A 25,479-nucleotide genomic window follows, 5' to 3' on the forward strand; every position below is an offset into this window, starting at 1 on the left:
GGGTTTTCGGCAACTTTCTTCAGGGCGAATTATGGCTAAACTTCTTCTCCTTCACGGCCCCAACCTAAATCTTTTAGGCAGTCGCGAACCGCACATCTACGGGTCTACCACCCTGGCGGATATCAACGAAGCCGCCGAGCGCCAGTGCGACGCCGCCGGCCACGAACTGGAAGTCCTGCAGAGCAATAGTGAATCAGCCCTGCTCGAACGAATCCACCTGGCGGCGACCAGTGGGGTCGACTTTATCGTGATCAATCCCGCTGCGTTCACCCATACCAGTGTCGCCTTGCGCGATGCCCTGGCAGCCGTTGCCATCCCGTTTATTGAGCTTCACCTGTCCAATCCCCATGCCAGGGAAGCTTTCCGACACCATTCCTATCTTTCAGATCTGGCCTGCGGCGTAATCTGTGGCTTTGGCGCCAACAGCTACACCCTGGCCTTACAGGCAGCCATCCACCAATTGGATGCCACACCTGCACAACAATGAATCAAACTGCGAGTAAATAACTATGGATATCCGCAAAATTAAAAAATTGATTGAGCTGCTCGAAGAATCGGATATCGGCGAGCTGGAAATCAAAGAAGGCGAAGAGTCCGTGCGCATCAGTCGCGGCGTCAGCAGCGCCGCCCAACCCGTTGCACCGATTTACAGCGCGCCTCCCGCACCGGTTACCGCCCCTGCTGCTCCGGCGCCCAGCGCTCCTGCTGCCCCAGCTGAAAAAGAGTCCAAGCCGGCTATCAGCGGACACGCGGTAAAATCCCCGATGGTAGGCACCTATTACGCTGCCCCCAGCCCTGGCGCCGAGGCCTTCGTGAAAGTGGGTCAGCAGGTCAAAGTTGGCGATGTTGTGTGCATCGTCGAAGCGATGAAAATGATGAACCAGATCGAAGCCGACAAGGCTGGTACCATTGAGTCGATCCTGCTGGAAGACGGCCAACCGGTTGAGTTTGACCAGCCCCTCGTGACCATCGTCTGAGTGGGGTAAGTCACAATGTTCGACAAAATCCTAATCGCCAACCGCGGCGAAATCGCATTGCGGATTTTGCGCGCCTGTAAAGAGATGGGCATCGCCACTGTGGCGGTGCACTCTTTGGTAGACCGCAATCTCAAGCATGTACGCCTGGCCGACGAATCTGTATGTATCGGCCCCAACCCATCCCCGCAGAGCTACCTAAATGTGCCGGCCCTGATCTCCGCCATGGAAATCACCGACGCAGTAGCCGTGCACCCCGGCTATGGCTTTCTCGCAGAGAACGCGGACTTCGCCGAGCAGGTGCAAAAGAGCGGCTTTACCTTTATTGGCCCTGACCCGGATGTGATCCGCCTGATGGGGGACAAGGTGTCTGCAATTGCCGCCATGAAAAAGGCTGGCGTTCCCACCGTTCCAGGCTCTGACGGCCCGCTGCCCGATAATAGCGAGCGCTGCATGGAGATCGGCCGCAGCATCGGTTATCCGGTCATCATTAAAGCTGCCGCCGGTGGCGGTGGTCGCGGCATGCGCGTGGTGGAAAAGGAAGAGGAGCTGGTGAACGCGATTGCCGTGACCAAGTCCGAAGCCCAGGCGGCCTTCGGTGACGGCACCGTCTACATGGAAAAATTCCTGCAGAATCCCCGCCATGTTGAGATCCAGGTAATGGCCGATGGCCAGGGCAACGCCATCCATCTGGGCGATCGCGACTGCTCCCTGCAGCGCCGCCATCAAAAGGTTTTAGAAGAAGCCCCAGCTCCGGGTATTCCCGATGAGGTGCGCGAGCAGGTACATGAGTCCTGTGTACAAGCCTGTATCGATATCGGCTATCGCGGCGCGGGTACTTTTGAATTCCTGTATGAAAATGAGCGTTTCTACTTTATCGAAATGAACACCCGTATTCAGGTGGAGCACCCCGTTACCGAAATGGTAACCGGCGTCGACCTGATCAAAGAGCAGATTCGGGTTTGTGCCGGTGAAAAGCTATCCCTGAAGCAGGAAGATATCGTAATCAAAGGTCACGCCTTTGAATGCCGTATCAATGCCGAAGATCCGCAGACCTTCTTCCCCAGCCCCGGCAAGGTAAACAACTTCCATATGCCTGGCGGCTTGGGTGTGCGGGTCGACTCCCATCTCTACTCCGGATACTCGGTACCCCCCAACTACGATTCCATGATCGCCAAGCTGATCACCCATGCGGAAGATCGTGAAACCGCGTTGGCGCGTATGCGTGTGGCCCTTTCGGAACTGGTAGTGGACGGTATCAAAACCAACATTCCCCTACAGGAAGAGTTGGTACGAGATGAAAACTTTGCCAAGGGTGGGGTCAATATCCACTACCTGGAGAAGAAGTTAGGTCTTTAAGCGCTCGCCAGCCGGGGCAAAGTTAGCGAGAATTGCGGCAAACATAACGACACTGAACCTTGCCATGGATGGCGTGGCAACCGTCGTTATCTGAGTGCGGCCCGGCCGCAACAATGCCGTAAACATCGCTATAACAATTCCGGAATAATTATGCCCTGGCTACAACTCCGCGTGGACACCGACCGTGATCACGCGGAAAAAATTGAAGACGCACTGCTTTTTGCCGGTGCCGTATCTGTCACCCTGCAAGACAACGCTGACCAACCGATCCTTGAGCCCGGACTCGGAGAGGTGCCCCTATGGGAGCAAACACGGGTCACCGGGTTGTTCGATGCGGAAGTCGACACCGCGGTTACCGAGGCAAAAGCAGCTTCCTTCCTATGCGAAATGTTGCCCAATGCCCGCTGGGAGCAACTTGAGGACAAGGATTGGGAGCGGGAGTGGATGACCCACTACAAACCCATCCAGTGCGGCCCCAATTTGTGGATCTGCCCCAGCTGGTGTGAGCCACCACAACCGGACGCCGTGAACCTGCTGCTCGATCCGGGCCTTGCCTTCGGCACTGGCACGCACCCAACTACTTTCCTATGTCTGCAATGGTTGGCACAGCAGGAGCTCGCAGGTATGAGTGCCATCGACTTCGGTTGCGGCTCGGGTATTCTGGGGATTAGCGCACTTCTACTGGGAGCAGAGCGAGTTCTCGGCACCGATATCGATCCCCAGGCATTGCTCGCCAGCCGCGACAATGCCCAGCGCAACGGCATAAACCCCGAGCGCTTCCCGGTCTACCTGCCAGAACAAATGCCGAGCGAAGCCGCCGATGTTATGTTGGCCAATATCCTCGCCGGTCCCCTGGTAGAACTCGCCCCTCAACTGATACAGCTCACTCAATTGGGCGGAAAAATCTGTCTGTCCGGCATCCTCAGTTCCCAGGCAGAGCAGGTGAAAAATGCTTACAGTGAATGGATTGAGTTCGATCCTGACGGCGAACACGAGGGATGGGTCAGACTGACAGGCAAGCGGGTGCGCTAAATGCGCTCCCCAGCACTACGCGGGACCCCTTTGGGCTGATAAACTTGGCTGCTAAATAAACTGCGCTCTAGTCGAATGTCTCAACTGGTAACCCGCTGCCCTCATTGCAGCACATCATTTCATATTAATGACCAGCAACTGCGCGCTGCCCGCGGCGCCGTTCGCTGTGGGTCTTGCCTGCAGGTGTTTCGCGCAGACGAAAATATCGTTTTCTCAGAGAGTGATAGCGAGAGCCGCAATGATTTGGAGGCTTTGCTGGAAGACGATGACTTCCTGATCCACGACGATATCGAGCTCGACGAGGACGAACCCGCCACCCCGCCATCTCCACCAGCTGTAGATCAAACTGCCGGTCGGGAGAGTGCAACCAATGAGGGGGCACCTGACAGCGCACCCAAATCTGAACCAAAAGAATATAGTGCAGCAGCGCAGGAATTAATTGGTGACGCCTTTGGCGACCATGAGTGGCAGGAGCTGGAAACATCTCACACCGAAGAGGAAGCGGAACCCGAAGAGGACCTGGATAAAATCCTCAAGCCGGACTGGGAAGAACTTCCTGATTTTGATTCTGACTCTTCGCCCGAGTACAACGGCCAACCTGAAGTACCGGAGTTTGAAACTTCTAGCTCCCTCGCTGAGGAATCGTCTTGGGACAACAATGAGCCTGCAGTATCAACCGAGTCTGTAGATACACCTCCCCCCACTGAGGAAAGCCGCCAGGAGCCTTACTTCGGTGGCGAATCTACCACTGCTGAAGAGCCGCAGCGGGAGCAATTGATCTCAGCCATCCAGCCCGCGCCTGTGGAGATGTCGTGGGGAGTCCCCAAAAAGAAACGCACAGCCTCTCCCTGGCTATGGCGTGCATTGATTCCCCTATCGATCCTCGGCATAGTGATTCAGGTTGCATACTTCCAGTTCGATAGCCTCAGCCGCAAACAGCCCTGGCGCGACTTCTATGCAGCCGCCTGCCCACTATTCGGCTGCACCTTACCTCAACTAAAAGATACCCGGGCGATCCAGGCCACAAACTTAATGGTGCGTACCCACCCGCAGCTGCAGGGCGCCCTGGTAGTGGATGCAGTGCTGCTAAATACTGCCCCCTACGCGCAACCCTTCCCCAACTTATTGTTGAACTTCAGCGACCTGAAGGATAAGGCTGTGGCCAGTCGTCGATTTACCCCGAACGAGTACCTACAGGGGGAGTTGGCCGGACGCAAACTAATGCCCCAGGACAGCCCCATTCATATCGCTATTGAGGTGGTTGACCCCGGTGCAGAAGCGGTAAACTACGAGCTGAACATCACTCACTGAACACACACAAGCTCCCCGGCTAAGTTTTTAGCAAAGGGGATTTGGCGCCATAAACAACCAAACCTGCGCATTCGACAGGCTAAATGAACAGTGATCGATCAAATTGCCCGCTTTTTCGCTTTGCCATTAACGGGCCAGCCGCTATCATAGGCGGCTGTTTTGCCGGGGCACAGATTGCCCTTCCTACAGCCCAAATGGAGCTACCGTGTCTACTGCCATTGGCCCCTATATTATCGACAACCCGGTAATTCTGGCGCCCATGGCCGGTGTCACCGACCGCCCCTTCCGCCAGCTGTGCCGAGAACTCGGCGCCGGATTGGTGGTTTCGGAGATGGTGACCTCGGACACTCGCCTGTGGAACAGCCGCAAGTCCCGCTTGCGCCTGGATCACGGTGGCGAAGCGGCGCCCATATCGGTGCAGATCGCCGGCGGTGATCCTGAGATGATGGCGGAAGCCGCTCGGGAGAATGCTCGTCGCGGCGCGCAAATCATCGATATTAATATGGGTTGCCCGGCAAAAAAGGTGTGTAAGAAAGCAGCGGGCTCCGCCCTGCTGCGGGATGAAAAGCTGGTAGCGGATATTCTTCAAGCCGTGGTCCAGTCTGTTTCCGTCCCGGTGACGCTAAAGATCCGCACCGGCTGGTGCCCGGATTCCCGCAATGGCGTCACTGTAGCCAAAATGGCCGAGGATTCCGGGATCGCTGCACTGGCGGTTCACGGTCGCACTCGCGCCTGTGGCTACCACGGACAGGCTGAATTCGATACCATTGCCGAAATTGTATCCAGGGTAAAAATCCCGGTTTTTGCCAATGGCGACATCTGCAGTGCTGAGAGAGCCCGAGAGGTGCTCGATTACACTGGCGCATCGGCGGTCATGATTGGCCGTGCAGCACAGGGACGACCATGGATTTTTCGGGAAATAGCCCACTATCTCGCCACTGGCGAGCGGCTACCCGAACCGACATTGGATGAAGTCAGGAATATTTTGCTCGCCCATTTGGGCGAACTACACCGATTCTACGGTGAAGTGATGGGGGTCCGTATCGCTCGCAAACATGTGGGCTGGTACTTGAAGACGCTCGCGGATAGCGAGTCCTTCCGCAAGACCTTTTTCCAAATAGAGAGTGCAGAAGTACAACATGCCAGCGTTCACGAGTGGTTTGAACGCCGAATAACGAGAGGGGCACAAGCGGCATGAACAACGAAGTATTAATTCCGGATACTGGCAATGAAGAAGTATCCTCCAGGGGACAGACTCAACTGGCACAGCCACAGCAGCAGTCCCTGCGCGATGCCGTCGAGCACGCAATGGAGAATTACTTCCGCCACCTGGATGGCCAGATGGTAACCGATGTCTACGACATGGTGCTGTCGGAGATCGAAGCGCCCATGCTCGAAGTGGTGATGAAATACACCCGCCACAACCAGACCCGCGCCGCGCAATTACTGGGTCTCAACCGTGGCACCCTGCGCAAGAAGCTGAAGCGCTACGGCCTGCTGTAAGCTTCCCACCAAGCGAAATTTTGAAGGGGGATGAGGTAACTCATCCCCCTTCGCTATTTTCCCGGCAGCGTTTTTGTTGCCACAGTGGACAACCGCTAAAACCCTTTAAACATCCTTTTCGAAAACCAGTTGGATCAAGTGCAATGACAGACAAGGTTTCCATCCGCCGCGCTCTAATTAGTGTCTCTGACAAGAGTGGCATTGTAGAGTTCGCTCAACAGCTCTCCGCAATGGGGGTTGAGATTCTTTCCACCGGCGGAACCCACCGCCAGCTCAAGGAAGCGGGTATTCCCGTGGTAGAAGTTTCCGACTACACCGGCTTCCCCGAAATGATGGACGGCCGTGTCAAAACTCTGCACCCGAAAGTACACGGTGGCATTCTGGGGCGCCGTGGTACCGATGATGCCATCATGGGCAAGCACGGTATCACCCCGATCGATATGGTGGTGGTTAACCTCTACCCCTTCGCTCAAACCGTTGCCAAGCCCGACTGTTCCCTCGAAGACGCTATCGAGAATATCGATATCGGCGGCCCCACCATGGTTCGCGCTGCCGCCAAGAACCACAAAGATGTCACTATCGTGGTCAATGCCAGCGATTACGGCAACATCATCGAAGAAATGAAAGATAACGATGGCACCTTGAGCCACGCCAGCCGCTTTGACCTTGCGGTAAAAGCCTTTGAGCACACGGCGGGCTATGACGGCGCTATTGCTAATTACCTGGGCGCCATTAAAGGCGAAGAAAAGCAGCTGTTCCCGCGTACCTACAACAGCCAATTCATCAAGAAACTGGACCTGCGCTACGGTGAGAACCCGCACCAGAAATCCGCTTTCTATACCGAAGCCAACCCAGCTGAGGCCAGTATTTCCACTGCCACCCAGCTGCAGGGCAAAGAGCTGTCCTACAACAATATCGCCGATACCGATGCCGCGCTGGAGTGCGTGAAATCCTTCGAACAACCCGCTTGCGTGATCGTAAAACACGCCAATCCCTGCGGTGTGGCGATTGCTGAAGATATTCACAAAGCCTACGACCTGGCCTTCGCTACCGACAGCGAATCTGCCTTTGGCGGTATCATCGCCTTTAACCGAGAGCTGGACGGCGCCACTGCCCGCGCTATCGTCGAGCGACAGTTTGTTGAAGTCATCATCGCACCGTCAGTCTCCGAAGAGGCCAAACAGGCCGTTGCCGAGAAGAAGAACCTGCGCCTGCTGGTATGCGGCCAGTGGAGCAGCGAGCGCACCCCGGCACTGGACTACAAGCGCGTTAATGGCGGCCTGCTGGTTCAGGACCGCGACGACGGTCTGATCACGGCTGCCGACCTGAAAGTAGTCTCCAAGCGCCAGCCCACTGAAGAAGAAATCCGCGATCTGCTGTTTACCTGGAAAGTGGCCAAGTTCGTAAAATCCAATGCCATCGTATACGGCAAAGACGGTCGCACTGTGGGTGTAGGCGCAGGCCAGATGAGCCGCGTAAACTCCGCACGCATCGCCGCGATCAAGGCCGAGCACGCCGGCCTCGCTGTTGCAGGGTCCGTTATGGCTTCCGATGCCTTCTTCCCCTTCCGCGACGGCATCGATAATGCTGCCGCTGTGGGAATCCAGGCGGTTATCCAGCCCGGCGGTTCCATGCGCGATGAAGAAGTGATCGCCGCAGCGGACGAGCACAATATGGCCATGGTATTTACCGGCATGCGCCACTTCCGCCACTAAGATTGTGCGCCCGCAAATGCTTACTGCTGCGGGCTATGATCAACGGGCTGGGAAGTATCGATACTTCCCAGCCCGCACAAATCATTTGAATCCAGGGGCGAGACTCAGGCCTCAGAATCAATTCCACGTTAAACTAGCACACCTATAACCTGTGCAATGGACCGGATCGGTCGACTTAGGGGGATTTAAGAATGAACGTATTGGTTATCGGATCAGGTGGCCGCGAGCACGCTCTGGCGTGGAAAGCAGCGCAAAACCCAAATGTCGGCACCGTCTATGTTGCCCCAGGCAACGCCGGCACTGCCCGCGAACCCAAGCTGGAAAATATCGCGATCGGTGTGGATAACTTCGCCGCCCTGGCAGATTTCGCCGAGGAAAACGACGTAGAACTAACGATTGTCGGCCCGGAAGCACCGCTGGTAGAGGGTGTTGTCGATTTCTTTAATGCCCGTGGCCTCGCCATTTTTGGCCCCAGCAAAGGCGCCTCCCAACTGGAAGGCTCCAAAGCCTTTACTAAAGACTTCCTCGAGCGCCACAAGATCCCCACCGCTGCCTACCGCAATTTCACCGAAGTGGAGCCGGCGGTTGCCTACATTCGCGAGCGCGGCGCGCCCATCGTGGTTAAAGCCGACGGCTTGGCTGCGGGCAAGGGTGTAATCGTTGCCGAAACCGAAGAGCAGGCTGAGCTCGCTGTACGCGATATGCTGTCTGGAAACGCCTTTGGTGAAGCCGGCTGTCGCGTGGTTATCGAGGAGTTCCTCCAGGGTGAGGAAGCGAGCTTTATCGTGATGGTGGATGGTGAAAACATCCTGCCGATGGCCACCAGCCAGGATCACAAGCGCGTTGGCGATGGTGATACCGGCCCCAATACGGGCGGTATGGGTGCCTACTCCCCGGCACCGGTGGTGACCGACACCATTTACCAGCGCATTATGCAAGAGGTTATCGAGCCCACAGTTAAAGGCCTGGCTTCTGAGGGTACGCCCTACACCGGTTTCCTCTACGCCGGCCTGATGATCGACAGCGACGGTACTCCGAAGGTTATCGAGTACAACTGCCGCTTTGGCGATCCGGAAACCCAGCCAATTATGATTCGCCTGAAATCAGACCTGGTTGACCTGTGCATGGCTGCTCTGGACAAGAAGCTGGACACTGTCACTGCTGAGTGGGACCCCCGCCCAGCCCTGGGTGTGGTACTTGCCGCTCACGGCTATCCCGGCAGCTACCGCAAAGGCGATGCCATCAGCGGCCTGGACAAAGCAGACGGTGACAACGCCAAGGTCTTCCACGCCGGTACCGCACTGGATGGTGAGCGTGTAGTCACAAATGGTGGCCGGGTGTTGTGCGCCACAGCAATGGGAGATACCGTCGCTGAAGCTCAGGAAAATGCCTATGAATCAGCTCGGGCTATCTACTGGGACGGCGTGTTCTTCCGGAAAGATATCGGCTACCGCGCTGTCGAAAGAGAAAAGGTTTCTGCAGAGCAGCAGGACTAACAGCTGGCATCGGCGGCCGCTCATCAGCGGTCGCCTTCCACAGGGAGCAGAAGACTATGAGTAAACGCAGCCTCAGCGGACTCGACCGCCTGTTAATTCAAGCGGATCGGGCTCTGCGCACCCTGAGTCCCGGCGAACCCTGCCACGGCCGGGCATCCCCGGCCAAGGGTGAAGCCGAGACAGACCTCACCGACAGCGAACGCAAACACGCCGCTGGCCTTATGCGGGTCAACCATAGCGGTGAAGTCTGCGCCCAGGCGCTCTACCAGGGCCAGGCCCTGACCGCCAAGCTGCCCGAGGTGCGGGGGGAAATGGAGCGCGCTGCCGATGAGGAGATCGACCATCTGGCCTGGTGTGAACAGCGCTTGAAGGAATTGGACAGCCGCCCCAGCCTACTCAACCCACTGTGGTACGGCATGTCCTTTGGGCTCGGCGCCGCCGCCGGGAAAATCAGCGACCGAATCAGCCTCGGTTTTGTGGCCGCTACGGAAGACCAGGTGTGTAAACATCTTGAGAGCCACCTCGAAAAGCTTCCCGCCGACGACAAGAGAAGCCGTGCGGTAGTGGAACAGATGTTAATTGACGAAGACGAGCACGCCCACGCTGCACTGGCCGCCGGTGGTGCCCGCTTCCCCGCTCCGGTAAAAGGAGTGATGTCTCTGGTATCTAAAGTGATGACCTCGGCCAGTTATAAAATCTGACCGTTACTCTTCACTCACTAAAACGACTTGGATTTTAGGGAGGTTACGCCCAGTATCCTCCTTCCCTTCCCGGCTAATTTTCCTTCAAGCTTCTTCAACGCTGTAGCTGTGCACAATCTCGACACCCGCATTGCGCAACATGATGGAGCCTGAGCAGTATTTCTCTGCGGAGAGTTCCACTGCACGGGCAACATGGGATTCCTTCAATCCGCGACCGCGCACTACAAACTTCATTTCAATTCGCTCAAACGGCGATGGGGTTGTATCTGGGCGCACACCTTCCAGTTCACAATGACAGGAAATAATGTCTTGTCTCGCCTTCTGTAAAATACTCACCACATCGTAAGCCGCGCAGCCACCGACGCCCAGCAAAATCATTTCCATCGGGCGCACACCATTATTTGTGCGGCCGCCTTCCATCACTACCGAATTACCACTGCCGGCTTCACCGACGAAGGTTAAATCATTTACCCAGGTTACTTTCCCCTGCATCACTCCACTCCCATTAAAACTTCAGCGGCGAAGCTTAGCATATTGGCGAAGTCTATCCCGGCACCTGTATGTTTCCGGTATAGTGTCTGGTACGCCTCCGCGCGAAAGCCGAATGACGCATGATCAAATGCTTTTTCTATGAACGCATCGTGGTTTATGAAGTCCAAGCGACCCAGTGCCATAGTGTCACAGGTCACACTGCGGAACTTTGCCGCGGTCAGCCCCTGTTGGGGATTTTGTTTTCGCGCGATAATTCAATAGTGCTCAGCTGCTAAAGCCGGGATAGAGCACAAGACAAAAAATGAGGAATAAATCCGTGACGGTTGCTATCGAAGACCCCATGACTATCGGCAATATTGAAGACTTTCTGGCCCACTGCCACCGGCGTCGCTACCCGGCCAAGAGCACAATTATCTATGCTGGCGACCGCTGTGAATCCCTTTATTTCATTATGCGCGGTTCCGTTACAGTTCTGATTGAGGACGATGAAGGCCGCGAAATGATCGTTGCCTACCTCAACGACGGAGACTTTTTCGGTGAGATGGGCCTGTTCGATCAGGACACCCGCAGTGCCTGGGTCCGCACCAAAACCGAGTGTGAGGTGGCAGAAATCTCCTACACCAAGTTCCAGGAGCTCACTCGCCAGCACCCAGAGTTTCTTTTTGCCCTGGCCACCCAAATGGCAGGCCGCCTGCGCAACACCACGCGCAAAGTTGGCGATCTTGCCTTCCTGGATGTTACCGGACGTGTCGCTCGCACCCTGCTCGATCTCTGCAATGAGCCGGATGCAATGACTCACCCCGAGGGCATGCAAATAAAAATCACCCGCCAGGAAATTGGCCGTATCGTCGGCTGCTCCCGGGAAATGGTGGGCCGCGTATTAAAAACCCTGGAAGAACAGGGCCTGGTTTCCGTTAAAGGTAAAACCATGGTGGTGTACGGTACCCGCTAGTAACCGAATAAATACACCGCATAAAAAAAGGGCGATTTTTACATCGCCCTTTTTTATTTCTACTACTGGAGTAAGCGGTCAGTTAAACATATCCATCAGTTTCCTGCCCGGCTCCTCCTCCCGCATAAAGGCCTCTCCCACCAGGAAAGCATTGACGTTATGACCGCGCATCGCCGCAACATCATCTGTGGTATGAATACCACTTTCCGTAACCACAAGACGGTCTTCGGGGATCAAGTCCAGTAACTTAAAGGTATTTTCCAGCTGCACATCGAAAGTGTGCAGATTGCGATTATTGATGCCGATTAAGCGGTTAGGTAATGCCAGGGCCCTCTCCAACTCCTTGTGGTTATGCACTTCCACCAAGACATCCAAACCCAACTCCAAAGCGAGCCCGTTGAGATCCGCCATCTGTGGATCTTCCAGGCAGGCTGCAATCAACAAAATACAGTCGGCCCCAATCGCGCGAGCTTCATAGATTTGGTAGGGATCAACGGTAAAGTCCTTGCGCAGCACCGGTAGGCGTACGGCATCTCGGGCCTGCTGCAAGTAATTATCTGCGCCCTGAAAAAAGTCCACATCGGTTAGTACTGACAGACAAGCCGCGCCACCTTTTTCATAGCTGGTAGCAATTTCTGCAGGAAGGAAATCCTCGCGAATCACGCCTTTACTGGGAGAGGCTTTTTTAATTTCGGCAATTACTGCAGCCTCACCAGTGGAAATCTTGCGATCCACTGCATCAACAAAACCTCTCGCCGGCTCCTGATCCCTGGCGCGAAGGCGAACTTCGTCGGTGGAGCACTCTGCCTTGCGCTCAGCAACCTCTTGCCACTTGCGCTCGACAATTGTTTTTAAAATGGTCGGTGTACTCACGATTGAATTTCCTCTGGGCGAAACGCACTGGTAAACGCGGCAAGATCGTTAATTTTCTCTCCGGCGAGACCGCTGTCGATAGCATCTTGTGCCATAGCGACACCTTGCTCTGCAGAGTGCGCAACGCCGCTGACATAAATTGCCAGGCCTGCGTTAAGCGCAATAATATCCGCGGCTTTTTGCCCCGCCTCAGTATTGCGCTTACCCAGCGCATCGCGAATCAGGGCCAGGGAGTCCTCGGAACCAGAAACACTAAGATCAGAGAGGTCACGGCGCTGCAAGCCAAAGTCTTCAGGCTTGAGGGTATATTCCTGCAAGGCACCATCCTTTAATTCCACAGCAAAGGTATCCGCAGCAATACTGGCTTCATCGAGCCCGTCTTCGCTATGTAAAACCAGCACATGCTCTGAACCGAGCTTTTGCAAAACTTCAGCCAACAGGCGGCAGTAGCGCTTGTCATACACACCGATTACTTTGCGCTTTACTCCCGCCGGATTTGTCATCGGCCCGAGTAAATTGAAGATGGTACGCAGTCCCAGCGCCTTGCGCGATGGGCCAACGTGGCGCATCGCATTGTGAAAGCTGGGCGCAAACATAAAGCCAATACCGATAGTCTCTACGCAACGCGCCATCTGCGAGGGACTCAATTCCAAAAATACGCCGGCGTGCTCAAGCAGGTCCGCAGAACCACTACTGGACGACACCGAGCGATTGCCATGCTTGGCTACCTTAGCTCCGGCAGCAGCTGCCACAAAGCTGCTCGCACTGGACACGTTAAACAGATTGGCGCCATCGCCGCCGGTGCCGACAATATCAACTGTGTTTTCCAGGTCGAGCTCAACCTTTACCGCCAGCTCACGCATGGTTTCCACTGCGCCGACAATTTCATCGACTGTCTCACCGCGTATACGCAGTGCGATAAGGAGTGCGCCTATCTGTGACTCCAGCGCTTCGCCACGCATAATCTGGCCCACGGTTTCGCGCATTTCTTCACGAGTAAGGTGTTCGCCATCCACCAGTTTGGCAATGGCCTGTTGAATATTCATTTTTCCCCCTTTGCCCCACTCTGGTTATTGATTCTGACGGGACCTGCCCGCCGCGCACTTGTTCTTCCGGCCCTCAAGACTCGATAAAGTTTCTCAACATATCGTGACCGTGCATGGTGAGAATTGACTCAGGATGAAATTGCACCCCTTCTACTGCTAATTCCCGGTGCTTCACGCCCATGATCTCGTCAATTTCACCATCCTCTGTCTCAGTCCAGGCAGTGATCTCCAGGCATTCCGGTAAACTGCTTTTCTCCACTACCAGTGAGTGATAGCGAGTCGCCTCAAACGGGTTGGACAAACCGTGGAACACCCCCAAATTGTTGTGCACTATAGGGGATGTTTTGCCGTGCATAACCTGCCGGGCACGGACTACCCTGCCACCGAAGACCTGTCCAATACTCTGGTGCCCCAGACAAATACCCAAAATAGGGATACTGCCGGCAAAACGGCGAATGGTATCGAGAGAAATACCCGCCTCATTGGGGGTACAGGGACCCGGCGAAATCACGATTTTCTCTGGCGCCATTGCCTCGACTTCATCCAAGGTAATTTCGTCGTTGCGTTTTACCACCACTTTTGCACCCAGCTCTTCCAGGTACTGCACTACATTCCAGGTAAAGGAGTCGTAGTTATCGATCATTAAAATCATTGTGCGGCCCCCTTAGCCTCTGGTTGATAAGTGGATTCTTCCATTCTTTTTTGTAGGCGTGCGAGAGAGGCCTGGGTTGCGCGGAGTTCGCGCAGGATTTCGGTCTGGCTTGGAGGCAGACACATTTCATCCATTCGTCGCAATTTGGCCTCTTCCAGGTTATTCAAGACTACACCGATAAAGAGGTTAATCATTACGAACGCCCCCATGACCACAAAGCTGACGAAGTAAAGCCAGGCCCAAGGCATCGAATCCATCGCTGTATACATAATATCCGTCCAGTCCTCAAAGGTGACTATGCGGAATAAACTCAAAAATGCGATGGGTAAAGTGCGCCAGTGAGTTGGATCAATATCGTGAAATAGGAAATAACCCGCTACACCATAGATATAGAAAATGATGCTCATCAACAAAGCAATGTGCATCATGCTTGGTAAACTGCGCAAAAGCGTGTCCACCAGTGTGCGGAGTTCCGGGAATGCAGACACCAGCCGCAAAACCCTTAATACCCGCACCAAGCGCGCCAGGGTAGCTAGCGGCCCTGTAGCAGGAATCAAACTCAGTGCAATAATAGTAAAATCAAAGCAATTCCAACCACTGGCAAAGTAACGCCAGGGACGGGCCCCATGGGCAAAAATTTTAACCAGCGCCTCAATAACAAATGAGGCGAGAATCAGTTGATTAATAGCGCCCAGCAGCGTACCAAAGCGCTCCATCACCCAAGTGGAAGTCTCCAACCCAACAGCGACGGCATTGAGCAGAATCATTCCGATAATGATTTGGTTAAATAACGGCGCTGCGACAACTCGCTCGCAGCGTTCAGCCAGGGTCAACTTTTGAGAAATACTAACTTCGCTCATCTTGCTCGATCTTTAAAGGGTCACTACTCTTGGCCAGCGCCATACCGGCAGCGCGGAAAAGCGCTCGGGCCTTATTCATTGTTTCATTCCACTCTGACTGCGGATCGGAGTCCGCCACCAGGCCAGCTCCCGCCTGCACATATAGTCGGCCATCCTTGATAACTGCTGTACGAATGGCGATAGCGGTATCCATATTGCCATTCCAAGCCAGGTAGCCAACCGCCCCACCGTAAATGCCACGCTTTTCTGGCTCCAGCTCATCGATAATTTCCATAGCGCGTATCTTGGGGGCGCCCGACAGGGTACCGGCCGGCAGTGCCGCGCGCAGAGCATCCATGGCGGTGAGGCCCGGCTTTAACTGGCCGATAACATTGGAGGTGATATGCATCACGTGGGAATAGCGCTCGACAAACATTTGGTCGGTGACTTTAACACTGCCAGTATCAGCCACCCGGCCGATATCATTGCGCCCCAGGTCAATCAGCATCAGATGTTCGGCGAGTTCTTTGGGATCTGCCAACAGCTCTTCCTCCAGGGCAAGATCCTCCTCCTCAGTGGCTCCCCGATGGCGGGTTCCCGCCAGAGGTCGCACAGTCATTTCTCCCTCTTCTAAATGCACCAAAATTTCTGGGCTGGAGCCCACTACATGGTGGTCACCCAGATCGAGGAAATACATATACGGCGAAGGGTTCAAACTGCGTAAAGCACGGTAAAAATTAAGTGGCGGCGCATCGAAAGGCGCAGACAGGCGCTGGGAGGGCACCACCTGCATCACATCACCGGCAAGCACGTACTCTTTAACCCGATCTACTGCGCGCTTAAAGTTGTCCTCGCCAAAGTGGGATTGGAATTCGCTCTCATCAATGCCGCGCCCATGCAAATCGAGGGGCACAGTATCTGGTAGCGGTTGCGCTAACTGGCCAACCAATTGGTCCAGGCGCTGCTGGGCTTTTTCATAGGCTGCTTCTTCAGCGGTATTTGCGTGGACAATCAGAATTACCGCACCGGCAAGATTATCAAAAACCACCAATTCATCGCTGACCATCAACAGGATATCCGGGTTACCCAGGGTATCCGGCGGAGTACTGGCGGCCAGACGCGGTTCGATATAGCGCACGCAGTCATAGCCAAAATAGCCCACCAGCCCGCCGTTAAAACGGGGCAGATCCGCTAATTCAGGTACCTGATAGCGCTGCTGAAACTGTTCAACAAACTCCAGAGGGTCGGCGGCGCTGTGGCTCTCTACAACCTCACCATCAGTTTCCACGGTGATGTCAGTGCCCTTAACCCTGAGCAAAGTCCGCGCAGGTAAACCAATAATGGAATAGCGCCCCCATTTCTCCCCGCCCTGAACCGATTCCAGCAAATAGCTGTAACGGCCTCCGGCCAGTTTCAAATAGGTGGACAGTGGCGTTTCAATATCCGCCAGTACGCGCCTTACCAGGGGGATACGGTTATAACCCTCAGACGCAAGTTGAGCGTATTCAGTAGGGGTCATGGAGACTCCGATCAATTTTTCATTCTTTATGATTGGCGCCAGAGTATAAGCAGCGCCCACGGGAAAGGTGCCTCAATCGCCAAACTCGATTGGGCCTCAGCAGGTCAGTGGCGCCATCGCCAACTGTTTGTCAGGGAGAAAGAGTGGTTCACGGAAATTCCCTCAGTGCAGGCGCACAAGTTAACAAATCCCGTCTATGGCGGGCAAGAGATTGCCCGCCAGTTTTGTAAATTAAGCCAAACTCTTACGCATAGCTGCAATCACTTCAGCGTAGTCCGGAGTATTGAATATGGCAGACCCAGCGACAAAGGTATCTGCTCCAGCTGCAGCAATTTCGGCAATATTGTCGCGATTAACACCGCCGTCGATCTCAAGGCGAATATCAAACCCAGACTCATCAATCAACTTGCGGGCTTCTTTTAACTTGGTCAGGGTATTGGGGATAAACTTCTGCCCACCAAAGCCCGGGTTCACCGACATCAGCAGGATCATATCCAGCTTATCCATTACATATTTGGCCGCATCGAGGCCACTGGCTGGATTGAACACCAGCCCGGCTTTACAGCCGAGACTGCGGATCAATTGTAGGGAGCGGTCCGGGTGACGAGAGGCTTCTGGGTGGAACGTAATATAGGTAGCTCCGGCATCGGCGAACATGCGAATCATTTCATCCACCGGCTCCACCATCAGGTGCACATCAATCGGAGCCTCAACACCGTGTTTGCGCAGGGCCTGGCATACCATAGGGCCAATCGTGAGATTTGGCACATAGTGATTGTCCATCACATCAAAATGCACCCAGTCCGCTCCGGCTGCCAACACATTGTCCACTTCCTCACCCAAACGTGCGAAATCTGCGGAGAGAATAGAGGGGGCGATCTTGTAATCTGACATCAAAATATCCTTTGGTAACTCAACTTTCGCCAGTCAGTCGGCGATCTAAATTTTCCAGGCGCTCGGGGGTTCCCACATCGCACCAGTCCCCCTCATAGAGTTCAGCTTGTAGCTTATCCTCATTAAAGGTGAACACTTCCCCAAGCCCAAAGCATTCGCGACGCTTAGGGTATTCAGTTAGGGTTTCAGCTCGCAGCCAGCTAATACCCGCAAAGGTATAGCGGGGCTTGGCTGTACCCGACAGCAAGCCACCTTCTATGCCAAAATCTCCATCGGGGTTATGGGGAGGATTAGGGACCATCAAAAGACGCCCAGGGCAAGACTCCGGCAGCGGCCTCTCGATCCATTGCGACAGATCATAGTCACACCAGACATCACCATTAACCACCAAAAACGATGAATCGCCGATCAGTGGCAGTGCCTTGAGAATCCCGCCGGCAGTTTCCAGTGGCTCCTCCTCATGCTCCACAGAATAATGAATATCCAACCCCCAGCGGGAACCAGAACCAAGCTGTTGACGAATTTTGGGTCCTAAGTAGCCCAGGTTAATCACGACCTTTTGCACACCAATAGCTGCCAAGCGCTCAATTGCATATTCAATCAGGGGCTTACCGGCAATCGGTAACAGAGGCTTTGGAGTTTGGTCAGTCAGTGGGCGCATACGGCGCCCAAAACCTGCTGCCAATACCATGGCAGTCAAAGGGGAATTCTCTTTGGGTTTGCTCATTAAATTAATCTGTACAGTTTTCGTACGGCCTACTTCGGCTAGTCACCGGCACAGCGGTAATCGCTGTACCAGGGCAAAGGCTCTATCTGCGGCAGCAGGGTGCCGCTGAACCAATCAGTAAACGGCTCCAGCTCTGGGTAGCGCTCAGCGGTTTCCAAAACATAGCGAATCACCAGCGGCAGGTGCTGCAAGTATCCCTGCTTTCCATCACGCAGACTGAGGCGCGGGAACAGACCCAGCACTTTAATATGACGCTGTAGCCCCATCCAGTCGAACCAACGAAGATAAAGTTGTGGGTCCACAGGCTGCATAACACCCGCCGCTTCAGCAGTCGCGACGTAAGCCAGCACCCAGCGCTCTACCCGCTCGCGGGGCCAACGGATATAGCAATCTTTGAGCAGAGACACCAGATCGTAGGTGGCGGGCCCCCACACTGCGTCTTGAAAATCGACAATCCCCGGCCTTTCCCCGTCGCGGATCATCAGGTTGCGACTGTGGTAATCCCGGTGAACAATCGTGTGAGGCTGCTCCTCCGCACTGTTAAGCAACAATTCAAAGGTTTGCTCCAGCAGCTTTTCTTCCCGCTCTGAAAGCTGGTAGCCAAGTAGCTCTCGCACCAGCCACTCAGGCATAACCTGCATTTCCTTAAGAAGTAGTTCCCGACTATAAGCTGGGAATAATTGTTCCTCAAAAGGGATTTGCTGCAGGCACAAAAGTTCACTCATTACTTCTGCATAGAGTCCCTCAACACTGTCGGCGTTGAGCACGCTATATAACTGGGTATCCCCCAAATCTTCCAGCAGCAGGTACCCCTCCGCGGTGTCTGCAGCAATCACCATCGGAGTATGGGTACCGTTGCGGCGCAAGTAATCAGCCAGAGCCACAAAGCGGGCGGGGTTAGTCAATTGGGGAGGAGTATCTACCGCTATCAGTGACGGCTCGGTTAGAGTGCGAAAATAACGGCGAAATCCAGCATCTCCCGCCAGGCTCGATAAATCAGCCGGAGCCTCCATACCCAGGGCCACGCCAACCCACTCACTCAAGGCATTGCGTCTGGGATCGGAGTCGATCTCGCACCCTTGCTCAACTTCACTGCTCGATCTTAGGCTCATCTTATATTCCAACTGTTTCTAGCTGCATTTTAACCCCGAGCCTCTCTGCGTCCAGAGACGCCATCACTATTTATTGGTGCCCCTACTTTGCCTCAGCTAAAAAAAGAACACGAGTTCCAGGTAATTTGCGTTTCAAAGCTGAGCCTCTAGCTGTAACATTACGACTTCAGTACGGCTATTAACCACATCTACATTCAAGTAGAATCGGACGATGATTTTGCGCGCCCCGGCTCGAAAGCTGTCGCACGTATCCATCGATAAAGAAACACTAAAAGATAGCTGGAACATATCGTTTGATGCTTGAAGTCTCCCGGTGGCGTCGCCTCGCTCTGGCGATTGCTAATAACTCCCAAGCCCGCTCCATCGCTCTCGGCCTGATCGCTGCTCAACCTCTGTGGGCGCAAGCCAATCAGGGCGAGCCGTATCCTGATCCCGACTACAACCCCTATTTGTACTTGGACTGGTTGCCCCGCTCTGAGCTAACCCCGGAGGAGTTAGCCAATCTACCGGCGGTGTGCTCTGGTGCCTTTGTAGCCCCTCCGCGCAACTATCCCGGTTCTGATCTGCCCCCTGGGGAGGCTCCACTGAGAGCCACTGCTGAGAAATCCCAGTGGCTGGAAGATGGTTCAGCCGAGCTGAGCGGGAATGTACATATTACCCAGGGTTACCGGCAGCTCTTTGCCGACCAGGTCAAACTGAATCGCCCAGAAAATATCGCCACTTTAGATGGCGCCATTGAGCTTCGGGAACCCGGTTTACTGATCCGTGGTTCCTCCGCCGAAGTCCATACCGAAAGCGAAGCGGCCTCTATTGAGGATGCTACCTATGTGGTGCATGATGCTTTTATTCATGGGGATGCCGAGCTAGTTGCACGTCAAACCAGTGGTGAGCTAACCCTGACAGAGGGCACATATACCCGCTGTGAGCCCGGGCGTGAGTTCTGGCAACTCACGGGCCGCGAGATCAATATTGATGAAGTAGAAAGCCAGGGGACTGCGCGGGATGTGCGCCTGAAGATTCTGGATGTACCTGTCTTATACCTGCCGTATTTCCGCTTTCCAGTGGGCGATGCGCGCATGTCCGGCTTCCTGTTTCCCACACTCAGCAACAGCGACAAGAATGGCTGGGACCTCGCCATTCCCTACTACTGGAATATTGCCCCGCAGATGGACGCCACCATTTCCCCGCGTTACATCCAATATCGCGGAGCGGGATTAGAGGTTGAGTTCAGGCACCTGGCAGAAATGTTTAGTACTGAAATCCGTCTAGCCGATCTCCCCAACGACGATGGCGGCAATAATGACCTTGCCCAGGACCTGATTGATGAGGGTTTCCCTGAGGACCTGGTTCTCCCCTATAAAGGCGAAGACCGCTGGCTGATCAGTTTGGAGCAGCAAGGGGGGTACAGCGGCAGTGTCTGGCGTACCGATATCGACTATACCAAGGTCAGCGATCCAGATTATTTCCGCGATTTGAGTACGGCCAACCTAGACATCAATGCGGAAACCCGTGTTAGCCAGAAAGTTCAGGGGCTACTGCGCAGCGAGCACTGGCGAGCAACACTGCGTACCCAGGACTATCAAGTACTGGAAAATGACGCCTTCGATACCTTTGCCCAATACCCCCGTTTGGATATAGACGGGGATTACCGCTGGGATGACTGGCTGTTGACTATGCAGAACGAAGTCACCAGCTGGGATCACAGTGACACACAAACCATAAGGTTTATTGAAGACACCGATGACCCCGACAGTGTCACTACTCGGACACGAGACTTTATCACTGCAGATCGGCTGCGCCTCGACTATGAATTCTACTGGGATAAAGAGTGGCTCTGGGGATATTTTAAGCCGGGAATAGCTGGTCGCTATCTCACTTACAGCGTAAGTGACCTATTTCTACCCGAGGATGCCGACGATACCCCCGATGCGGCTGCAGCCCAGTTTATTCTGGATACTGGGCTCTACTTTGAGCGCGATAGCCACCTATTTAACCGCGACTTTATCCAGACACTGGAACCTCGGTTATTTACCCTGATTAGCAGCAATGCCGATCAAAGTGATTTCTTTGATATCAGCGGTCGTGCTAACGAAGTCGATCCTGAAATTAGGATAGACCCTGACAGTAACAACCTACTGTACGACACCTCACTTTACACTTTCAGTTACGACCAGTTATTCCGGGATAGCCGCTTTACTGGAAATGACCGGATCGACGATGCAGATAGACTTGCCCTAGGCCTGACAACTCGCTTTCTAGATCCAGTCAGTGGCCGGGACCTCTTCTCAGCCAGTGTCGGACAGGTCTACTACTCCAGTGACAGGCAAATTGGCCGCACTGCTTACATTGAGGATACCCAACGGTCAGAACTGGCTGCACGAATCGAGAGTCGCCCTTTCGAATCCCTGCGTTTGGGGACTGAGCTGGTCTATGAAGATAGTGAGCACAATATTAATCGCGGTAATTTCAGCCTGCGCTATCTTGACGACGACTACCGCATCTTTAATTTCAGCTATTACTACGAGCGTCCAGACTCAACGGATGACGAGGATGAGGACGAAGATGAAGATGAAACCGTGAGTCAACTAAATGCCTCAACAGTCCTCCCACTTGGTACTCATACCTCACTCATGGCTGGTGCCAGCTATGATCTTACTTTAAATCGGGAACTGGAATACCTGGCAGGAATCGAATATGACGACTGCTGCTACCGTACCCGACTGGTGTGGCGACGCACACTGGACAATGATCTCGCAGGGGTTGTATCTGCTGAAGACCTTGAGTACGACGAAGGTATCTATCTCGAAGTCGAACTCAAAGGATTAGCAGGCTTTGGTTCAACCGTGACAGAAATGCTGACCCAGGGGATTGCCAACTTTGATCAGAGAGAAGAGCTGAAACAGTGATGAGAATAATTAAGAAATTCGTACCGAAACTGGGCCTGGCACCCGTACTGGCAGCTGGAGCTCTGATCGCCGCCACTGCTACGGCACAAGTCAGAAACCTTGACCGGGTAGTTGCTGTTGTTGATGACGATGTTGTGATGGCCAGTGAACTGACCCAGCGCATGAATACCATCGCCAGCCAAATCCAAGCACAGCAGGTGCAGGCTCCTCCAGTGGATGTTTTGCGCCGCCAGGTTCTCGAACAACTCATTATCGAGCGTTTGCAACTGCAGATGGCCTCTCGCGCAGGTGTTACCGTTTCTGAATCGGAGTTGGACCAAGCTATCGCCCGTGTCCAACAAAATGCCGGAGTCAGCCCCGAAGAATTCCGCCAGCGGCTGCTCGCTGACGGTATGAGCATGAAGAGCTTTCGTCAGCAGATTCGCCAAGAGCTGATGATTCGCCGGGTCGAGCAAGGCAGCGTTAACCGCCGGATCCAGATTACCGATCAAGATATCGATAACTTCCTACGCTCCAAGGAGGGGGAGTTTTGGAAGTCCCCTCAATTTGAGCTGGGCCATATTCTGATCCCCGTAAGTTCCAGTGCCCCCAGCAGCGAAGTTACACAGGCACGGGAAAAGGCTGAAGACCTCGCTCAGCAGGCCAAAGACGGCGCTGACTTCCGCCGCCTGGCGATCGCAAACTCTGCCGGCCAAAATGCACTTACCGGTGGTGACCTAGGTTGGCGCAAGACCGTCGAGCTTCCCACTCTTTTTGCCGATGCCCTCACCGACTTAAAAGCCGGTGATGTTACCGAGCCTTTCCGCAGTGATGCCGGCTTTCACCTATTAAAGATTCACGCGCAGAAAGGCGCCAGCGAGCAGTTGGTGGAACAGACAAAAGTTCGCCATATCCTGCTTAAGCCGTCCGCTATTCTTACCGATGACCAAGCTTACAATAAGCTGATTGAGCTGCGTGAAGAGGCCATGGCCAGCGATAACTTTAGCGAACTCGCGCGCGAGAACTCAGAGGATATAGGTTCTATGCTATCCGGTGGCGATCTTGGCTGGTCTATGCCCGGACAGTTTGTGCCAGAGTTTACCCAGGCTATGGATGCAACTGAGATTGGCAGCATTAGCCTACCTTTCCGCAGCCAGTTCGGCTGGCATATCCTGCAGGTTGAAGATCGGCGCAAACAGGATATGACCGACAAATATATCCGCAATCAGGCAGCCAATTTGCTGCGCAACCGCCGCTATGAAGAAGAACTGCAAAACTGGCGCCGTGAGATTCGCGACCAGGCATACGTTGAGATCAAATTGCCGGACTCTGAGACCACCGAGGACTCAGGAAACCAATAGTAAGCCGCTTTTTCAGCGGGAAAGACCGGGCCCTGTGCCCGGTTTTTTTTTGTAGCTACAGGAAAGTTATATAGCAATGGCTCCTAAAATTGCCTTCACCCCCGGAGAACCTGCAGGTATTGGCCCTGAGCTGGCTGTGAAGATTGCACAAGAGAGTTCTCCAGCACAGATTGTCGCAATTGCTGATCCCCTGCTACTGACAGAGACCGCTGCGGCATTGGGGTTGCCTCTTCAGCTCCTTCCTCTGTCCACAGCAGGCACAGAGGGGACACCTGCCGGTGCTCTCTACATACTACCGGTCTCCATAGCCGAGCCTGCTAAACCCGGCTTACTGAATGCAGTCAATGCACCCTATGTATTGGAAACTCTTACAGTTGCGGCAGAGGGGTGCCTGGCCGGCCAGTTTGATGCCGTGGTTACAGGGCCCGTACACAAAGGCATTATCAATGATGCCGGTACTCCATTTAGCGGCCATACAGAGTTCTTTGCTGAAAAAGCCGGTGTTGAGCGTGTCGTTATGATGCTAGCAGCAGAGGACCTTCGAGTTGCTCTAGTGACAACTCACCTGCCCCTCAAAGAGGTGAGCGCTGCTATCACCCCCCCGCTTCTAGAGCAGATTATTACCATCCTCGACGCCAGTTTGCGGGAACATTTCTGCATCTCCAATCCTCGTATTAGCGTTTGCGGCCTCAACCCCCATGCTGGAGAGGGGGGACACTTAGGCCATGAGGAAATAGAAATAATTGAACCCACACTCGAACACTTGCGCCACCAAGGTATATCACTGAAAGGTCCACTTCCCGCAGACACTCTTTTTACCCCGCCGCATTTGTCGGAATGTGACGCCGTTTTAGCTATGTATCACGACCAGGGGCTTCCAGTGTTAAAATTCAAGGGTTTTGGCCACGCCGTCAATATCACTTTGGGGCTACCCTTTATCCGCACTTCAGTAGACCACGGCACAGCTCTCAATATCGCGGGCACAGGCATTGCAGACTGCGGCAGCCTCAAAGCCGCACTGTCTCAGGCTGTGGCGATAGCTAAATTGCGCAGTTCCTAACCAGTGCCTAAAACTTGCTTGGGGAAAGTGTAAACCATGCCCTCACCACGTGAGCGCGGTGAAAGGCCCTAAAGGGTATCCAACTAAAATGCTCATCAGCACCCCAAGGCTTAACCGCAAAATTAATCATCCAGGTTACAGATATATCAATGGATAACTTCTTTCAACACAAAGCCCGTAAACGCTTTGGACAAAACTTTCTCGTCGATGAAAATATTATCGAGCGCATTGTTCGTGCGGTAGGCCCTAAAGAATCAGATACGCTAGTGGAAATTGGCCCGGGCCAAGGGGCAATTACAGAATTACTACTAAAACGGTGCCCATCTCTAACCGCTGTCGAACTGGATCGCGACCTGATTCCAATGCTGGAATTTAAATTCAGGGAATACCCGGAATTTAGCATCATTGAAAAGGACGCATTAAAATTTGACTTTGGCACCTTTGCTGGAGATAAGCAGCTACGCATTGTCGGTAACCTTCCATATAACATATCCACACCGTTACTGTTCCATCTGCTCAGTTTTCGCGGGCAAGTCCAGGATATGCATTTTATGCTGCAGAAAGAGGTGGTAGATCGGCTCAGCGCAACACCTTCGACTAAATCTTATGGGCGACTTAGCGTGATGGTTCAATATTACTGTCGCGTACAGGGCCTATTCCCTGTCCCTCCGCAGTCCTTCCGGCCCGCCCCCAAAGTGGATTCTGCCATCGTGAGATTAGTTCCCCACAGCACTCTGCCATTTACCGCAAAAGATGAAGAATTATTGGAAAGAATCGTCAATATAGCCTTCCAGCAGCGCCGTAAGACCCTGCGCAATGCTTTAAAACCCCTATTCCCGGATCTCGACCCCGAGCTGCTGCCCATTGATGCCGGCCGCCGACCAGAAACCTTAAGCGTCGAGGACTTTGTTAAGCTGGCCGACTACTGTACAAACTTGCAACAACAATAATTATTTTTCATATTTTTGGGGGAAAC

General features: G+C 54.0%; 25 protein-coding genes. 15 read left to right on the forward strand and 10 right to left on the reverse strand.

The window, feature by feature from the left end; genetic code table 11:
• Positions 1–31: 31 nt before the first annotated feature.
• From aroQ to accC, 3 genes are read left to right on the forward strand one after another with little or no spacing between them, the layout of a single operon-like run.
• Positions 32–487 carry a type II 3-dehydroquinate dehydratase gene (gene aroQ / locus ACJJI6_RS14480; protein WP_282934435.1) on the forward strand — a complete coding sequence of 152 codons (456 nt, stop codon included), beginning with the start codon at positions 32–34 and terminating at the stop codon, positions 485–487.
• Between the two features lie 22 nt (positions 488–509).
• Positions 510–977, forward strand: a complete 468-nt coding sequence (gene accB, locus ACJJI6_RS14485) for an acetyl-CoA carboxylase biotin carboxyl carrier protein (RefSeq protein WP_475710967.1) — start codon at positions 510–512, stop codon at positions 975–977.
• Positions 978–992: 15 nt separating this feature from the next.
• Positions 993–2,333, forward strand: a complete 1,341-nt coding sequence (gene accC, locus ACJJI6_RS14490) for an acetyl-CoA carboxylase biotin carboxylase subunit (protein WP_413664257.1) — start codon at positions 993–995, stop codon at positions 2,331–2,333.
• On the opposite strand, the gene ACJJI6_RS14495 is transcribed toward accC, so the two are convergent.
• Positions 2,322–2,459: a hypothetical protein gene (locus ACJJI6_RS14495; RefSeq protein WP_444926578.1), complete on the reverse strand. Its 138-nt coding sequence runs from the start codon at positions 2,457–2,459 to the stop codon at positions 2,322–2,324. The genes accC and ACJJI6_RS14495 overlap by 12 nt on opposite strands.
• 24 nt (positions 2,460–2,483) lie before the next feature.
• Between ACJJI6_RS14495 and prmA the strand changes: the two genes are divergently transcribed.
• From prmA to coq7, 7 genes are all read left to right on the forward strand, one after another.
• Complete coding sequence (gene prmA, locus ACJJI6_RS14500) at positions 2,484–3,365, forward strand: 50S ribosomal protein L11 methyltransferase (protein WP_475710968.1); 882 nt, start codon at positions 2,484–2,486, stop codon at positions 3,363–3,365.
• 75 nt (positions 3,366–3,440) lie between these two features.
• The gene (locus tag ACJJI6_RS14505) at positions 3,441–4,676 is read left to right on the forward strand and encodes a DUF3426 domain-containing protein (RefSeq protein ID WP_475710969.1); all 1,236 of its coding nucleotides are present in this window, start codon (positions 3,441–3,443) and stop codon (positions 4,674–4,676) included.
• Between the two features lie 205 nt (positions 4,677–4,881).
• Positions 4,882–5,874 (forward strand): tRNA dihydrouridine synthase DusB, encoded by a 993-nt coding sequence (gene dusB / locus ACJJI6_RS14510; RefSeq protein ID WP_444892695.1) that lies wholly within the window; start codon positions 4,882–4,884, stop codon positions 5,872–5,874.
• Positions 5,871–6,179 carry a DNA-binding transcriptional regulator Fis gene (fis, locus tag ACJJI6_RS14515; RefSeq protein ID WP_020411495.1) on the forward strand — a complete coding sequence of 103 codons (309 nt, stop codon included), beginning with the start codon at positions 5,871–5,873 and terminating at the stop codon, positions 6,177–6,179. The genes dusB and fis overlap by 4 nt, the downstream gene beginning before the upstream one ends.
• Positions 6,180–6,322: 143 nt before the next feature.
• Entirely contained in the window at positions 6,323–7,894 is a 1,572-nt protein-coding gene (gene purH, locus ACJJI6_RS14520) for a bifunctional phosphoribosylaminoimidazolecarboxamide formyltransferase/IMP cyclohydrolase (RefSeq protein ID WP_475710970.1), read from the forward strand.
• A 191-nt stretch (positions 7,895–8,085) separates the two neighbouring features.
• Positions 8,086–9,390, forward strand: coding sequence for a phosphoribosylamine--glycine ligase (gene purD, locus ACJJI6_RS14525; protein WP_475710972.1), 1,305 nt, complete (start codon positions 8,086–8,088; stop codon positions 9,388–9,390).
• Positions 9,391–9,446: 56 nt separating this feature from the next.
• Complete coding sequence (gene coq7 / locus ACJJI6_RS14530; RefSeq protein ID WP_108731610.1) at positions 9,447–10,091, forward strand: 2-polyprenyl-3-methyl-6-methoxy-1,4-benzoquinone monooxygenase; 645 nt, start codon at positions 9,447–9,449, stop codon at positions 10,089–10,091.
• Between the two features lie 84 nt (positions 10,092–10,175).
• Here the strand turns inward: coq7 and ACJJI6_RS14535 are convergent, their stop codons facing one another.
• Positions 10,176–10,583 carry an OsmC family protein gene (locus ACJJI6_RS14535; protein WP_282934442.1) on the reverse strand — a complete coding sequence of 136 codons (408 nt, stop codon included), beginning with the start codon at positions 10,581–10,583 and terminating at the stop codon, positions 10,176–10,178.
• A 301-nt stretch (positions 10,584–10,884) separates the two neighbouring features.
• On the opposite strand from ACJJI6_RS14535, the gene crp reads away from it, so the two are divergent.
• Entirely contained in the window at positions 10,885–11,535 is a 651-nt protein-coding gene (gene crp / locus ACJJI6_RS14540; protein WP_051089460.1) for a cAMP-activated global transcriptional regulator CRP, read from the forward strand.
• Between the two features lie 78 nt (positions 11,536–11,613).
• Here crp and trpC read toward each other — a convergent pair whose 3' ends face one another.
• The 8 genes from trpC to ACJJI6_RS14580 form a co-directional block, all read right to left on the reverse strand.
• Entirely contained in the window at positions 11,614–12,411 is a 798-nt protein-coding gene (trpC, locus tag ACJJI6_RS14545; RefSeq protein WP_475713459.1) for an indole-3-glycerol phosphate synthase TrpC, read from the reverse strand.
• On the reverse strand, positions 12,405–13,454 hold the full coding sequence (gene trpD, locus ACJJI6_RS14550) for an anthranilate phosphoribosyltransferase (protein ID WP_475710974.1): 1,050 nt from the start codon (positions 13,452–13,454) through the stop codon (positions 12,405–12,407). The genes trpC and trpD overlap by 7 nt, the downstream gene beginning before the upstream one ends.
• Before the next feature lie 73 nt (positions 13,455–13,527).
• Positions 13,528–14,106 carry an anthranilate synthase component II gene (locus ACJJI6_RS14555; RefSeq protein ID WP_444912048.1) on the reverse strand — a complete coding sequence of 193 codons (579 nt, stop codon included), beginning with the start codon at positions 14,104–14,106 and terminating at the stop codon, positions 13,528–13,530.
• Positions 14,103–14,966 (reverse strand): ion transporter, encoded by an 864-nt coding sequence (locus ACJJI6_RS14560; RefSeq protein ID WP_445355135.1) that lies wholly within the window; start codon positions 14,964–14,966, stop codon positions 14,103–14,105. The genes ACJJI6_RS14555 and ACJJI6_RS14560 overlap by 4 nt, the downstream gene beginning before the upstream one ends.
• The gene (gene trpE / locus ACJJI6_RS14565) at positions 14,953–16,464 is read right to left on the reverse strand and encodes an anthranilate synthase component I (protein ID WP_475710976.1); all 1,512 of its coding nucleotides are present in this window, start codon (positions 16,462–16,464) and stop codon (positions 14,953–14,955) included. The genes ACJJI6_RS14560 and trpE overlap by 14 nt, the downstream gene beginning before the upstream one ends.
• Positions 16,465–16,695: 231 nt before the next feature.
• Positions 16,696–17,358: a ribulose-phosphate 3-epimerase gene (gene rpe / locus ACJJI6_RS14570; RefSeq protein WP_444892691.1), complete on the reverse strand. Its 663-nt coding sequence runs from the start codon at positions 17,356–17,358 to the stop codon at positions 16,696–16,698.
• A 19-nt stretch (positions 17,359–17,377) separates the two neighbouring features.
• A complete protein-coding gene (locus ACJJI6_RS14575) occupies positions 17,378–18,085 on the reverse strand; it encodes a nucleotidyltransferase family protein (protein WP_444895316.1) in 708 nt (235 codons plus the stop codon).
• Positions 18,086–18,123: 38 nt separating this feature from the next.
• A complete protein-coding gene (locus ACJJI6_RS14580; protein ID WP_475710978.1) occupies positions 18,124–19,197 on the reverse strand; it encodes an aminoglycoside phosphotransferase family protein in 1,074 nt (357 codons plus the stop codon).
• A gap of 296 nt (positions 19,198–19,493) precedes the next feature.
• On the opposite strand from ACJJI6_RS14580, the gene ACJJI6_RS14585 reads away from it, so the two are divergent.
• The 4 genes from ACJJI6_RS14585 (at position 19,494) to rsmA (ending at position 25,453) form a co-directional block, all read left to right on the forward strand.
• On the forward strand, positions 19,494–22,103 hold the full coding sequence (locus tag ACJJI6_RS14585) for an LPS-assembly protein LptD (protein WP_445355138.1): 2,610 nt from the start codon (positions 19,494–19,496) through the stop codon (positions 22,101–22,103).
• Positions 22,103–23,443 carry a peptidylprolyl isomerase gene (locus tag ACJJI6_RS14590; protein WP_445356335.1) on the forward strand — a complete coding sequence of 447 codons (1,341 nt, stop codon included), beginning with the start codon at positions 22,103–22,105 and terminating at the stop codon, positions 23,441–23,443. Before ACJJI6_RS14585 ends, ACJJI6_RS14590 begins: the two co-directional genes overlap by 1 nt.
• Positions 23,444–23,519: 76 nt before the next feature.
• Positions 23,520–24,503, forward strand: coding sequence for a 4-hydroxythreonine-4-phosphate dehydrogenase PdxA (gene pdxA, locus ACJJI6_RS14595; protein WP_413664243.1), 984 nt, complete (start codon positions 23,520–23,522; stop codon positions 24,501–24,503).
• Between the two features lie 149 nt (positions 24,504–24,652).
• Positions 24,653–25,453, forward strand: a complete 801-nt coding sequence (rsmA, locus tag ACJJI6_RS14600) for a 16S rRNA (adenine(1518)-N(6)/adenine(1519)-N(6))-dimethyltransferase RsmA (protein WP_444918898.1) — start codon at positions 24,653–24,655, stop codon at positions 25,451–25,453.
• Positions 25,454–25,479: the final 26 nt, after the last annotated feature.

It is taken from the genome of Microbulbifer maximicatervae (SeqCode), from assembly GCF_056232625.1.